At 55.6% G+C, this 13,563-nt stretch carries 13 protein-coding genes; 5 read left to right on the top strand and 8 right to left on the bottom strand.

The annotated features are described in order from the left end of the window. Positions 1–23 precede the first annotated feature (23 nt). Complete coding sequence (locus ACPXSQ_RS20015) at positions 24–1,052, bottom strand: zinc-binding alcohol dehydrogenase family protein (protein WP_022622550.1); 1,029 nt, start codon at positions 1,050–1,052, stop codon at positions 24–26. Between the two features lie 137 nt (positions 1,053–1,189). On the opposite strand from ACPXSQ_RS20015, the gene ACPXSQ_RS20010 reads away from it, so the two are divergent. Then, positions 1,190–2,092 (top strand): GntR family transcriptional regulator, encoded by a 903-nt coding sequence (locus tag ACPXSQ_RS20010; protein WP_015699337.1) that lies wholly within the window; start codon positions 1,190–1,192, stop codon positions 2,090–2,092. A 168-nt stretch (positions 2,093–2,260) separates the two neighbouring features. Beyond that, entirely contained in the window at positions 2,261–3,610 is a 1,350-nt protein-coding gene (locus tag ACPXSQ_RS20005) for an MFS transporter (RefSeq protein ID WP_426144253.1), read from the top strand. A gap of 10 nt (positions 3,611–3,620) precedes the next feature. Here the strand turns inward: ACPXSQ_RS20005 and ACPXSQ_RS20000 are convergent, their stop codons facing one another. The 5 genes from ACPXSQ_RS20000 to mntP form a co-directional block, all read right to left on the bottom strand. Then, positions 3,621–5,012 (bottom strand): hypothetical protein, encoded by a 1,392-nt coding sequence (locus tag ACPXSQ_RS20000; protein WP_029570775.1) that lies wholly within the window; start codon positions 5,010–5,012, stop codon positions 3,621–3,623. Beyond that, positions 5,005–5,925 carry an alpha/beta fold hydrolase gene (locus tag ACPXSQ_RS19995; protein ID WP_015699334.1) on the bottom strand — a complete coding sequence of 307 codons (921 nt, stop codon included), beginning with the start codon at positions 5,923–5,925 and terminating at the stop codon, positions 5,005–5,007. The genes ACPXSQ_RS20000 and ACPXSQ_RS19995 overlap by 8 nt, the downstream gene beginning before the upstream one ends. A gap of 73 nt (positions 5,926–5,998) precedes the next feature. Continuing rightward, complete coding sequence (locus tag ACPXSQ_RS19990; protein ID WP_014604789.1) at positions 5,999–6,835, bottom strand: fumarylacetoacetate hydrolase family protein; 837 nt, start codon at positions 6,833–6,835, stop codon at positions 5,999–6,001. 266 nt (positions 6,836–7,101) lie between these two features. After that, positions 7,102–7,179 (bottom strand): stress response protein AzuC, encoded by a 78-nt coding sequence (azuC, locus tag ACPXSQ_RS19985; RefSeq protein WP_112900613.1) that lies wholly within the window; start codon positions 7,177–7,179, stop codon positions 7,102–7,104. A gap of 109 nt (positions 7,180–7,288) precedes the next feature. Beyond that, entirely contained in the window at positions 7,289–7,861 is a 573-nt protein-coding gene (mntP, locus tag ACPXSQ_RS19980; RefSeq protein WP_024472222.1) for a manganese efflux pump MntP, read from the bottom strand. A gap of 305 nt (positions 7,862–8,166) precedes the next feature. On the opposite strand from mntP, the gene ACPXSQ_RS19975 reads away from it, so the two are divergent. Beyond that, entirely contained in the window at positions 8,167–8,409 is a 243-nt protein-coding gene (locus tag ACPXSQ_RS19975; protein WP_013027643.1) for a DUF1158 family protein, read from the top strand. Positions 8,410–9,031: 622 nt separating this feature from the next. After that, on the top strand, positions 9,032–10,645 hold the full coding sequence (gene mqo, locus ACPXSQ_RS19970) for a malate dehydrogenase (quinone) (protein ID WP_014594855.1): 1,614 nt from the start codon (positions 9,032–9,034) through the stop codon (positions 10,643–10,645). A 108-nt stretch (positions 10,646–10,753) separates the two neighbouring features. Here the strand turns inward: mqo and ACPXSQ_RS19965 are convergent, their stop codons facing one another. Next, entirely contained in the window at positions 10,754–11,341 is a 588-nt protein-coding gene (locus tag ACPXSQ_RS19965; RefSeq protein WP_013027645.1) for a LysE family translocator, read from the bottom strand. A gap of 134 nt (positions 11,342–11,475) precedes the next feature. Between ACPXSQ_RS19965 and ACPXSQ_RS19960 the strand changes: the two genes are divergently transcribed. Next, positions 11,476–12,966: a PLP-dependent aminotransferase family protein gene (locus ACPXSQ_RS19960; RefSeq protein ID WP_064411843.1), complete on the top strand. Its 1,491-nt coding sequence runs from the start codon at positions 11,476–11,478 to the stop codon at positions 12,964–12,966. Here ACPXSQ_RS19960 and ACPXSQ_RS19955 read toward each other — a convergent pair. Beyond that, positions 12,933–13,556: a glutathione S-transferase family protein gene (locus ACPXSQ_RS19955; RefSeq protein ID WP_014604785.1), complete on the bottom strand. Its 624-nt coding sequence runs from the start codon at positions 13,554–13,556 to the stop codon at positions 12,933–12,935. The genes ACPXSQ_RS19960 and ACPXSQ_RS19955 overlap by 34 nt on opposite strands. Between the last annotated feature and the right edge of the window lie 7 nt (positions 13,557–13,563).

Raw genomic sequence — 13,563 nt, 5'->3', positions numbered from 1 at the left:
GAGACGGCTCCTGTCATCCACCGTTAGCGATCAAAATCGATAACGCCTTTAATCAACTCACGATTGTTGATAACCGCTTCCTCAAAGTGCTCTGCCAGCGTAGAGAAGGCGAAATGGCGGTTCAGCATCATGTCTGCTCGCAGTTTCCCGGCGGCCATGAGTTCACGCACCCGGTCAAAATCTTCGCGCGTAGCGTTCCGGCTGCCCATCAACGTACTCTCTTTTTTGTGGAATTCACTGTCGGGGATGACCAGGTCGCCTTTGTGCAGGCCTACATAAACCACCGTACCGCCATGCCGAATCAGGTTAACCGCCGCGTTCATGGCCGCCGGGTTGCCCGTGGCATCGATCAGGGTTAACGCCAGCTGACCGTTAAATCCAGCGCGCAGCTTGGTGATGAAATCGGCGTCAGCCGGGTTAAGCGCGGGAAGACCCAGCTGTTGACTGACGTGCTGGCGGCGGTATTCACTGGTGTCCGCCACGATGACCTGCGCGCCATTGGCCGCCGCGATGGCCGCCGCCCCCAGCCCAATAGGGCCAGCGCCCACCACCAGCACGGCATCGCCCTGTGCCACTGCCGCACGCCTTACCGCATGGGCGCTAATCGCAAAGGGTTCAATCAGCGCCGCCGCCTCAGGTGCCAGCGCATCCACGGCCAACAGGTTTGACGCAGGCACGCTCAGATAGTCACAAAAGCCACCATCCTGATGTACGCCAATAACTGAGATATGTTCACAACAGTTGGTTTTACCACTTTGGCAGGCATCGCACTGATAACAGGAGAGATAGGGGATCAGCGCCACGCGCTGGCCAACGGCAAACCCCTCCACGGCGCTGCCTGTTTCAACAATGTCTGCGCAGAGTTCATGCCCGAGTACCCGTGGATAGCTAAAAAAAGGTTGGTTTCCCGCCCAGGCATGGATATCCGTGCCGCAGATGCCCGCGCTGACAATTTTAATCAGCACCTCCCCTGGCGCGGGTTGAGGCGTTGCGCGCGTGGTCCAGACCATATTGCGTGGTTCGGCGATGACTAATGCTTTCATTGTTGTCATGGTAAGACTCCCGTTATCGTTAGCGCAGTTATGGCTAATCTTGCCGTGACAAGGCATTTCCTTTGCGCGTTCTGTGAAGCGTGACGGTTTTTTTGGGCCTTCAATGGTTTTTAATGCATAAAAAACCGGAGCCGCTCATGAGCCGTAGTCAGAATTTACGTCATAACGTGATCAACCATATGCTGGAAAGCATTGCCCAGGGTCATATTCAGTCGCCCCTGCCGCCACAGGCCGCCCTGGCTGAAATGTTTAATATCAGCCGCACTACGGTGCGGCATGCTCTGCGTTATCTGCACCAACGCGGCGTGCTGGAGAACGTAAAAGAGAGCTGGGTCATCGTGCGCGAGCCTGAAGAGCAAGACAGCCTCAGCGCCGTCACGCCAGCCATAGAGCTGCAGGCCAGCCAGGTGGAAAAACGCTTTTTTGATATGATTAATCAGCGACTGCTGCAGCCCGGTGACACGTTCAGCGAACTGCAACTGGCAAAACAGGCCAACGTCAGCCCGGTAGCGGTACGGGAATTCCTGCTGCATTTTATGCGTTATAACCTGCTGGAACCGGTTAAACGCGGCCACTGGCAGATGAAAAAGTTTTCACAGGAGTACGCCGAAAAGTTATTTGAGCTACGCGAGATGCTGGAAACTCATGCGCTTACCCGCTTTCTAAATTTGCCCAGAGAGGATGAACGCTGGATCCAGGCCAGAGATCTGCTGGATCGCCACCGATCGATGCGCGAAACGATCGCCAGCAACTATCGCCATTTTGCTGCCCTCGATAAAGAGCTGCACTGGCTGATCCTGTCTGCCGCCAACAACCCCTTTTTTAATCAGTCGCTGGAGATTATTTCAGTGATTTTTCATTCGCATTATCAGTGGGATGAAAGCGATCTTAAGCAGCGCAACATCGTCGCGCTGGAAGAGCATATGGCGATTCTGTCCGCCCTGATTGGCCGCCGGGATGTGGATGCGCTGTGCGCATTGCATAACCACCTGGCTACCGCCAAGCGCTCTATGGTACGGAGCATTAATCAGTACAATTAAAACCCGATTAAAAACCACAAAGCATTAGCTCCCGCACGATTTTGAAACAACTTTACAACATATCCTGTTCATTCCCCCTACTCTCAGCGCAACGCCCCGACGGCCTTGTACCGCCGGGCGACCGTAATACTCACAATAATGATGAATCGCCTGCCCGGGGAGATTGCCATGGAACACAGATCGGTTGTTGATCACGCGAACCCGTCCGACACTTCGCCCGATGAGGCGTTTGTGCCGTGGCGCAGTGATATCGTGCGCTCGCCGCGCATTCGTAAAGTCCAGATTACTGCCATGCTGCTGCTGCTGTTTGCTGCCGTCATTAACTACCTGGATCGCAGTTCGCTGTCTGTGGCCAACATGACCATTCGTGATGAAATGGGGCTGAGCGCCACCGAGATCGGCGTGCTGTTGTCTGCGTTTTCGCTGGCCTATGGGCTGGCGCAGTTGCCCGCCGGTGCGCTGCTAGACCGTAAAGGACCGCGTATTATGCTGGGCCTGGGAATGTTTATCTGGTCCCTGTTCCAGGCCGCGTCCGGACTGGTGCATAACTTTACGCAGTTTGTCCTGGTGCGTATTGGGCTCGGCATTGGTGAAGCCCCCATGAATCCGTGCGGGGTCAAGGTCATCAACGACTGGTTTAACATTAAAGATCGCGGTATGCCGATGGGGATGTTTAACGCCGCCTCGATGATTGGCTTATCCATCGCGCCGCCGATCCTGGCGGCCATGATGCTGGTTCTGGGCTGGCGCGGCATGTTTGTCACCATCGGGATTCTGGGTGTGTTTCTTGCCATCGGCTGGTACCTGGTTTACCGCGATCGCGATAACAAACAGCTAAGCGCTGAAGAGATCCACTACCTGCAGGCAGGCAGCGTGGCATCGCGTAAAGAGCCGATCAGCTTTCAAGAATGGCGTGGGCTGTTTAAACAACGCACCATGTGGGGCATGATGATTGGCTTCAGCGGCATCAACTATACCGCCTGGCTGTATATCGCCTGGCTGCCGGGCTATCTGCAATCCACCTATCATCTCGACCTGAAAAGCACGGGATTACTGGCGGCCATTCCCTTCCTGTTCGGTGCCGCAGGCATGCTGTTAAATGGCTATGTGGTTGATGCGCTGGTCAGGCGCGGCTGGGATGCGGTAAAAACCCGTAAAGTCTGCATTGTCAGCGGTATGATTCTGTCTGCCGGGTTTACCGCTATCGTTACGCGCGCGACCGACACCACCAGCGCCGTGACGCTGATTGGGATGGCGCTGTTTTGCATCCACTTTGCCGGTACTTCCTGTTGGGGTTTGATTCATGCCAACGTCACCGCGCGTATGACGGCGTCCGTGGGCAGCATTCAAAACTTCGCCAGCTTTATCTTTGCCTCGTGTGCGCCGGTCGTGACCGGATGGGTACTGGATACCACCAAATCATTCAGCCTGGCGCTGATGATTTGCGCCTGCGTCACCCTGGTTGGCGCCCTGGCGTACCTGCTGCTGGTGCGTAAACCCATCACGGACGGCGCCTGATATCCCCGATTCAGGTCAGCGGGTGGAGGGTCACGCCGTGGCGCGCACCATAACGCTGAATGCCCGCAATCGTTTTATCAATACTGAGCGGCGGCGGCGCAGGCAGTAGCGGGGCGCGCTCCCGGAGCGCCGAATCGAACCGGGAAAAGGTGGCAAAATCGTGGGGGAAGCGCGTTTCATCTACCCCGACTAATGCGCCCTCTTCCCTGGCGAAGGCTAACAGCTGTTTCCAGCGATCGATGTCCGCCAGGCCAATGCTGTCGGTGCCGTGCGAATACAGCATCATATCGATATGGTTGAAAGGCGGCTGCTTTTCAAGAAAGCGCTGTAGCGCATCAGCCGACGGCACGGATGGAAACATCAGCCAGAACGGAATCGCGTGCTGCTGCATGCTGCACCAGGGATCCATGAGTAAAAAGCTGTCTACCGTCAGCCGGGCAGGCAATATGCCCGCCGCCAGATACCAGTCGCGATAAATTTCAGCGACCACGAAACTCAGCGCTTCGGGATGGTCGTAGCGAATCTCCATCAGCCGCCAGCGCTGGGCTTCTGCCAGCTTTTTCAGTGGCGAAATCAGGTAGCCATCCAGCCCCCATTCGGCTTCAGGGACGTGGTCGGTGATAGCAGGCGGTTCCCAACGCGCCCGATCCACGCCTGCCCGCGCCAGATATTCCGCCACTCTCGGCCCGCCCTGCAAATACTCCTTTTCGGTTGCGCCGCCGGGGGCGCCAAACTGAAAGAAAGAGCGGTCACTGGTGCGCGTTACCGGCCACTGTCGCGTACAGTGATTAATGAACAGTGTTGATCCCGCCGGTAATCCTCCCAGCAGAAACTCATTGAAGGCCAGCGGCATGTCGCGCAGCTTCAGGCGGAAATAGTGCATTTTTTCCAGCAGGAGGCGATCCTGACTCGGATCCTGCATGTGGTGCACGGCAAGCTTAGGCCAGGTCGCCAGCAACGCTGCTGCCACGGCCTTGCCGTTTTCAAATTCGGACTGGGCGTCATCCGGATCGCTCTGCTGTACCCGCACCGGGCACAAAAACGTTTGCGGTAGCCACGGCGTTCCCATCGCCGCGGCCAGATGCACCATGGCACCGTTAGTGGCACCGACAAACGCAGCCGGATAATCGCGCTGCGGATAGGTACTGACCATCCATTCGGCGATGCCTTCGACGTCCAGTTCACTGGCCTGTTTGTGACTGATGCCCTCGGCCAGGCCACTGACCGCATAGCCCCACTCACGCAGCCGGGTCGGTAACCGATCAAGCGAAGGCAGTAAGCGGTCTAACATGGGCGACTGGCCTGGACTGGCAAAAGGCCGATCGTGCAGCGCATTCGCTAAGGCCAGCAGCATGGTGGCGGCTGAATCAAACCGGGCAATGCCCTTAGGAGGTTTACTCATGCTGGCTCTCCTGCTGAATACGCGCCAAAAAAGGTCGGATGGCGTGGCAGAAACTCCACGGATAGACATAGTGCAGCCGGTGCGTGCCGCCGCGCAGGGTGATTTTTTCACTGTGCGGCAGCAGCCCCGCCAGCTCATCCAGCCAGCGCGCCGGGCAAACCGGATCGCGCGAGCCTCTCAGCAAGAGGGTTGGCGCGGTGAGATAGGTCAGGTGGTGTTCGATAGGATCGTTCAGCATGGCGCGCAGGGTGCCAAAGGCTCGCGGCAAACCGGCTTTCGCCCAGTCAATTCGGGCCAGCGAGTCGGGCGATCGATGCGCTTCCATTCGGCTGTTACGCCAGCCTCGCCATATCTGACGAACCACGCTGCGCGCGTGGCGATCGGCGGTGGGCCCCTGTAATACCAGGCCTGCCACCGCTTCGGGGTATTTATCCGCCAGAGCCGCCAGCACCTGGCAGCCAAAAGCGCTCCCAACCCAGATCGCCCGCTGAAAACCGTTATGCTGTAACCATTGCCACAGGATATCGGCCAGCGCTTTCACCGAAAGAACCGGTGCGGATGCGGGCAACGCACTACCGCCAAAGCCTGGCAGGTCGGGCACCAGAACGTGATAATCCCGTCCCAGCGCCAGTGCCAGTGATTCCATCGACCGCCCCGACATTACCAGGCCGTGAATCAGCACCACGGGCAACCCCTGAGGTTCCTCAGGCGTGACGCGGGTAAACATGCGCCAGTCACCGATCTGTTGATAATAACCCGCCAATCCCGCGTGATGACTGCGTGGTGAAACCGGCGGCGTTTGCTTCATTTGCTGCCAGCGTTTCGTGCCCCACATGACCGCCGCGACACCTAAGCCGATCCCGGCGGCAAGCGCCATGCCCTGCCGCTTTCTACACTGGATGGTACGCCTCATCAGCTGCTCCTGTTCCTGGGTATCCATTGAGTGTAGGACGGGAATGGCAGAGGCAGGCGGTTAATGCATTGGGTCAGGCAATGGTATGGCGCAGGCGGCCGATTTTTTCGATCTCAACCTCAACCACATCGCCACTGAACATGAACAGCGGCGGCGTGCGTTTTTTACCCACGCCGCCCGGTGAACCCGTGATAATCACATCGCCTGGCGACAGCGGGCTAAAGGCGGAAACGTATTCAATAATGTTGGCTACCGGATGCACCATGCTGCCGGTGGTATCGTTTTGTACTTCCTGACCGTTCAGCACCGTTTTAATGGTCAACTGCTGCGGATCAGGGATCTCGTCGGCGGTAGTCATCCAGGGCCCGAAGCCTCCGGTTTGCGGCCAGTTTTTCCCTGCGGTAAACCAGGTAAACTGCATGTCGCGCACCGTCGCATCCATAAAGCAGCTGTATCCTGCCACCGCGCTCAGCGCCTCTTCCGCCTTAACCTGATGCGCAGGCTGGCCGATGATCACCGCCAGTTCCCCCTCGTAATCAAACTCCTGGGTGGTGGTGGGTTTTTGCAACGGTTGCTCATGGCCGACCAGGGAGTCAGCAAAGCGTACAAATAACGTGGGGGCATCCAGCGTGGCGGCGAATTCCTGGCGTTTATCGGCATAGTTCATGCCCACGCAAAACACTTTACCAGGCTGCTCGATGACGGGCAGAAACTGCACAGTTGACCAAACATGATCGGCGGGCATCGCCTCAAAAGCAGTCAGGTCGGCCAGTGACGAGCGCGTCAGGAAGGTTTTTAAATCCGGGCAGGCTTTTCCCAGGCGCATACCGACATCCACTACGCCTTGAGCCTTAACGATACCAAAGCTTTTCTTCCCCTGTTCAGGAAGGTAAAAACTGCATAGCTGCATGACCGCCTCATGATGGTTGCGGGTTATAACCGCATGTTTTACAAGAAATTGGCGCGCAGAGTAGCAAAAATAGCGATGAAAATCGTACCTCGTTTGGTACATCGGATGTCCAGATGTATCACGTTGTGTCAACAGGAGGATGTCAGGAAGGTCGCGCAGATAAGGTTGTCGTTATGACAGGGGACAATCAAAAGGGGGGCGAGATAACGAGGTGATAATCACCGGTCAATCCCTGACCGCGACTATCGAGGGTATTCGGTGGGCGCTTAGTTCAGCGCGCCTGGCGGTACGTGTTTAAAGGTTTCGACATAAGCGTGGAACACGTACTTAAAAAAACGTTTCATACATCATCCGGTTAAAAATTTGTTGAATATCTACAGCAAAAGTATAGCGTCTGCTGTTTAAAGCATCAATAAATTTTGAACCAGATCACAAAATTCACTTTTAACTGCGTTACTGAAACAGGGCCAGGTGCTCTGCAAGAATGGTTGACCCAATAGCAATCAGGACGAGGCCGCCCAGCACTTCAGCCCATTTGCCCAACACCGGTCCGATAAAACGCCCAATCAGCACGCCGGTGGTGGCCATTACGGTGGTTGCAGCACCGATAGTCAGGGCCGTGGTCACGATATTTACCTGCAGGAACGCCAGTCCAACCCCGACGGCCAGGGCATCAAGACTGGTTGCGACCGCCGTGGTGGCCAGTACCATGAAGCCGTGACTCTGCGGTGCTTCACAAGGCTCTGTGGCTGTTTTGCGGAAGCCTTCCATCATCATACGCGCGCCAAGAAAGGCCAGCAGGAAAAAGGCAATCCAGTGATCCCATGCCGCTACGTACTGGCTGGCTGCCAGGCCCAGCGCCCAACCGATAAGCGGCGTCAGGGCTTCGATACAACCGAAAATCAGACCGGTCCGCACGGCTTCCTTCAGGCCAGGACGATGCAAGGTTGCACCTTTGCCCAGTGCGGCGGCAAACGCGTCCATTGACATTCCAAAAGCAAGAATAAGCGTGGCAATAAAGGTCATGATTCGTTCACTTGGGATGAAAAAGCACGGCTTCATGCTAAATCCATCACACAATTTGCTCGGTTATTTAAAAAGTGCGCGCAGTCTATCACGCGATAATAGATATAAAAAGACAATAAAATCAGGGATTTAAGTATAGCAAAGGCTATAACTCATAACAGTCGCTATGAATGCCGCTAAGTTAATGTCATTTAAGCCTTTTCTCGACAGCTTTCCTCCGGGAATGACAGGTAGCGGCAGAGCATGATTGAACCTCTGCACGGAATACCGGAAAATGTCCGGCTGATAAACAGAGAACACTGCTCATGAATAACCCTTTCGAGTCCTTAATCCTTCCCGGTGGCATTTTACTGCTGGGCTTTCTGTCTGCCCTGCTGCTACCCGCACCGGCTTTTAGCCTGACGGTGGCGCAGCATTTGCAGCAGCTGTTTCATTTACAGGATCTGAGCCAGCTGTACACCCTGGTGTTCTGCCTGTGGTTCCTGGTGCTGGGCGCGCTGGAGTTTTTTGTTATCCGCTTTGTCTGGCGTCGCTGGTTCAAGGTGTGACAACGCTGTCCTGCAAAAGCGGCCTGGATACAGGGCTGCCGGGCGGTTGGCCCTGGCCGGTTTTCTGTTCTGAAGAAAATCTTAAAATTGCGCTGTCACGCGTATTTCCTGAGGCGTCGCAACCGTGCTGGCATCCTGCATGGGGCAACTCCTGAGGTCACAAAAATGTAACATTTGTTTTACACAAATGGGCCAGATACACCAACGATTAAAAATTCACCTCAAAGAATAAAATTAAATAAACGCCATTTTTCATAAGTTTAAATTATTCCTTCCCTTGGGTGACATTTTCACCCTGCACCATAAAGAGGCAATCTCGCAACATCCATTTTAACTTAACTCACTGAGTTAAAAGAAAAATCTCCCTTATACCCAGCCAGGCATTATGATTATTTCTTATGCTGAATCATTTCTGCATTTAAAAAATAAACAAATGTTTAAATCCGATACGAGAATGTTATATTTGGCCAACAAAGCATAACGTTGAGTTAACTCGTTATCGTCGCTTTAACCCATACCTGAGTCTTAACCCGGAAATAGCGCAACGCGCTCATCAGAAGCGTGACTATTTCGCCTGCAACGCTGTTGAGCTTCAGGTCAACAGAAGAGGAGATGTCGCCTCATGTGCAAATCAGCTGTAAATCTTGCGCTCATGATGAGTGTTAGCGGAAAGGACACCACCAGGGCGCAGGAGCGTAAAGACGTTGATGTACTGCTTATTGGCGCAGGCGTCATGAGTGCTACGTTAGGAACCTGGCTTCAGGATCTGGAACCTGACTGGTCCATCGAAATGGTGGAGCGGCTGGGACACGTAGCGGAAGAGTCTTCAAATGGCTGGAACAACGCGGGTACAGGCCATGCGGCGCTGGCCGAGTTGAACTATACGCCTCAGCGAGCCGATGGCAGTATCGATATCGCCAAAGCCGTTGCGATTAACGAGTCATTCCAAATTTCTCGCCAGTTCTGGGCTTATCACGTTCAGAAAGGCAACCTGCATACGCCGAAAAGCTTTATTCACAGCACTCCGCACATGAGCTTTGTCTGGGGCGATGATAATGTCGCGTTCCTGCGCAAGCGCTTTACTGCCTTACAGAAAAGCACGCTGTTCCGCGGCATGGCTTACTCTGAAGATCCGCAACAAATCGCACAGTGGATTCCGCTGGTCATGAAAGGCCGTGCGTCGAATCAGAAAGTGGCAGCAACCTGGACAGACATGGGTACCGACGTCGATTTCGGTGAAGTAACGCGCCAGCTGATTGCTTCACTGGAGCAAAAAGCCAACTTCCGTTTACGGATGCATCAGGAAGTGCGCGAGATTACCCGCCTTAATGATGGCCGCTGGCAGGTGACGCTCGTCTGCATGAAAGAGGGTACACGCCGCACGTTGACGGCTGGAAAGATCTTTATTGGCGCGGGCGGTGCGGCGCTGCCGCTGCTGCAGAAGGCCGGCATTCCGGAAGCCAACGGCTATGCGGGCTTCCCGGTTGGCGGTTCCTTCCTGGTCACCGAGAATCCAGACGTCGTGAAACAGCACATGGCGAAAGTCTATGGCAAAGCCAGCGTGGGCGCGCCACCGATGTCCGTGCCCCATGTCGATACGCGTGTGCTGAACGGCAAGCAGGTGCTGCTGTTTGGTCCCTTTGCGACCTTCTCGACCAAATTCCTGAAGCAGGGCTCGCTGCTGGATATGTTTGCCTCACTCAACAGCACCAACGTAATGCCCATGATCAAGGTCGGACTGAAAAGCTTTGATCTGGTGAAATACCTGATGGATCAGGTGCTGCAAAGTGACCGCGATCGTATGGATGCACTGCGTGCTTATGTGCCACAGGCGAAACAGGAAGACTGGCGCCTGGTGACGGCCGGGCAGCGCGTGCAAATCATCAAGAAAGATGAGAAAGAAGGCGCAGTGCTGCGTTTAGGCACGGAAGTGGTGTCGTCCGAAGACGGCTCTGTCTCAGCGCTGCTGGGTGCCTCGCCAGGTGCCTCGACCGCCGCGCCGATTATGCTGGAGCTGCTGCATAAGGTCTATCCGGAGCAGATGGCGTCGCCGGAGTGGCAAAATAAAATCCGTGCCGTGGTGCCGTCCTGGGGCCGTAAGCTGAATGGCGATGTGGCGCTGACTGAAAAAGTACTGGCAGAAACCAGCCGTATCCTGCAGCTCAAATACACGCCGGTTACGCCAGTGGCTGCCAACGATGAAGGCCGTGAAACCGCCTATGTCATAGGCAAATAACCCACGGCAGCTCGCAAAACATCATCGCTACGTGCGCATTCGTGGCGATGATGTGTCGGAAATCCAGAACGAAACGTCGCCCTTGACGACCGCGTCAGGCCCACCGGACTAGAGAAGCCTGAAGGCATCGACCAGCATCCAGATCGTGGTCGCCACCAGCGACAGCGCCATCAGGCTGTTAAACAGCTGGCGTTTCCAGTTGATTTGCAGGTGACCGCGCAGGCGGTCACCCAGTGCAGCCCACAATAAAATGCACGGCAGATTGAGCAACATAAAAGCCCCCATCACGGTCAGCACGCCACTGCTGGCGCTGTAGAGCAGTGCCACGTTGCTGGCCATTAACCAGGCTTTTGGATTGATAGCCTGAAAACAGGCCCCACCCACCAGGGTCATGGGCTGCGGCTTTGCGCGCGCTTCGGGGGCATTCGCCCGAAATATTTTCCATGACAGCCATAACAAATAACCACATCCCACCAGCGTCAGCGGCAGACGCACAGATGCCATCCAGTGCAGCAGGACTTCCAGCGCCAGCCCCGCAATGGCGGTTTGTAGCGCACAGCCAATCAAAATGCCAAACACCATCGGTAACGTCCGGCGCATACCAAAGTTAACACCGGAAGTGGCGAGCAACAGATTATTTGGCCCCGGCGTAATCGACATCACGGTGACATAACTAAAGAAGGAAGGATCGAGCATAGTGGCGTTCCTGATGAAAGAGAGAACACCATGCTACGATCAGAAAAGCTATGGTAACAGAGACAAGAAATCGCTATTTTGATGGGTACAATCAGAACTGATTCCAACTGTACCTGTTACTTGCGGAGGCAATTGTGTCCCCTGAAACCCAGTCCGAGCACAGACTTTATCAGCAACTGGCCGACAGCTTTGCCGAGGCCATTCACAAGGGCACGCTAAAACCGGGCAAGCGCTTGCCCGCCATCCGGCGCGTTGCTCAGTCACATCAAGTCAGCGTGAACACCGTGCTGAATGCCTGGCAGCTGCTGGAGAATCGCGGTCTGATTGAGGCGCGCCCGCAATCGGGCTACTACGTGCGCGGCGTGCTGCCGGTGGTGACGCGAGATGCCCAGCACTCTTCCCGGGTGGTTCGCGATCCAGGCAACGAGAAGCTGGACTTGATTGATAAGGTTTTCGCCGCACAAAATCATCCGGATTACACCAATATTTCGCTGGCCTGTCCGCAGGACAGTGACCTGTTTCCGTCAGCCAGACTGGCGCGCATTACGGCCTCTCTGCTACGTCGCGATCCACAACTTATTGGTCGCTACGCGCTTCCGCCGGGTAGTGAGCGCTTACGGGAGGAGATTGCGCGACGTGCCTTGCATAGTGGCCAGTCGCTCGCCGCCGATGAGATCACCCTTACCCATGGCTGCATGGAGGCACTTCAGCTGGCACTCAGGGCGGTGACCCGGCCGGGTGATTGTGTCGGTCTGGAATCCCCCACCTATTTCTTCCTGTTTCCCCTGCTGGCATCGCTGGGCCTGAAGGCACTGGAGATTCCTACCGATCCTCAGCGCGGCCTGTCGCTGGATGCACTTGAGATGCTGCTCCAGGAAAAGCGTATTCAGGCGCTGGTTGCCATGCCCTCTGCGCAGAACCCGCTGGGCTTTGGAATGTCGTTGCCCGACAAGAAAAGGCTCGCAAAGTTAGTAAACACTTACAACGTTCCTTTGATTGAGGACGGGCTTTACGATGAGTTGCAGTTTGACTGGCCGCTGTCTCCTACGGTGAAGTCATTCGATCAGCATGGCTGGGTGCTCTACTGCACCAGTTTCACGAAAACCGTTGCGCCCGATTTTCGCATCGGCTGGATTGCAGCCGGCCGCTTTCATGATGCCATTGCACGCCTTAAAGCCGTGTCATCCATGGCGGAATCGGCCCTGCTGTCTGAAACCCTGGCAGAATTTCTTGCCAACGGAGGTTACGACCACCATCTGCGCAGCCTGCGCCGTAGCTATGCCAGCAATCTGGATGAAGCGCGCGGTTTGATTGCGCAGCATTTTCCTCAGGGTACCCGGGCTACGTTACCGCGCGGCGGCTTCGTTTTTTGGGTCGAACTGCCCGGCAATGTGAATACCACAGAGATGTTTACCCGTCTGTTGAAAGAGCAGATTTGTGTCACGCCAGGTGCACTGTATTCGCTGAGCGAGCGCTATAACCATGCATTGCGCCTCTCATGCTGCTATCCATTTGATCAGCGCTATGTTCGCGCCATCATCCGCGCGGGGGCGGTTGCCTGCGAACTCGCTGGCCTGCCGCCGGGCCGGGATCAGGGCGTGCCATTACGTCCCCAAATGGTATAGCCATGCCGTTCAGTGAGGCGTTCGTAGTAGGTCCGCACGGCCGGTAAATCAGGATGGTCAAGCGGCGTTTCAAACCAGCGGTTAACGGCCAGCCCAATAGGGATGTCCGCCAGACTGAAGTTGCGCCCGGCAACGTAGCGACCGGTATGTTCCAGCTGCTGATTGAGGATGCCCATGGTGTGGGACCAGCCTTTACAGGCGGCGGCCAACAGTCTTGGGTCCTGATGGGCGGGCGAATTACGCACCAGTGACATAAACGCATAGCGCCATGAGGTGTTAAGTTCCGTCGACTGCCAGTCCATCCACTGATCCACCGGCGCACGCGCACGCGGATTGTCGGGATAGAGCCAGTCGCCACCGTAGGCGGTGGCCAGATAGCGTAGAATGGCGTTGGACTCCCACATCGTCAGGTCTTCATCAATCAGCACCGGGATCATGGCGTTAGGATTAAGCGCGATAAATTCAGGAGAGTGCGTGGATTTGTACCCTTCTCCCCACTCTTCACGTTCGTAGAGCAGGTCCAGTTCGTCACACAGCCAAAGTACTTTGCGCACGTTGATTGAGGAGGCGCGTCCAAGAATTTTTAACATAGCAGGC

This window comes from Pantoea sp. EEL5, from assembly GCF_049892805.1.
Classification (GTDB): Bacteria; Pseudomonadota; Gammaproteobacteria; order Enterobacterales; family Enterobacteriaceae; genus Pantoea; species Pantoea ananatis.
Note: the sequence above shows the minus strand (reverse complement) of the source record. Positions and strands in the feature narration are given on the sequence as shown.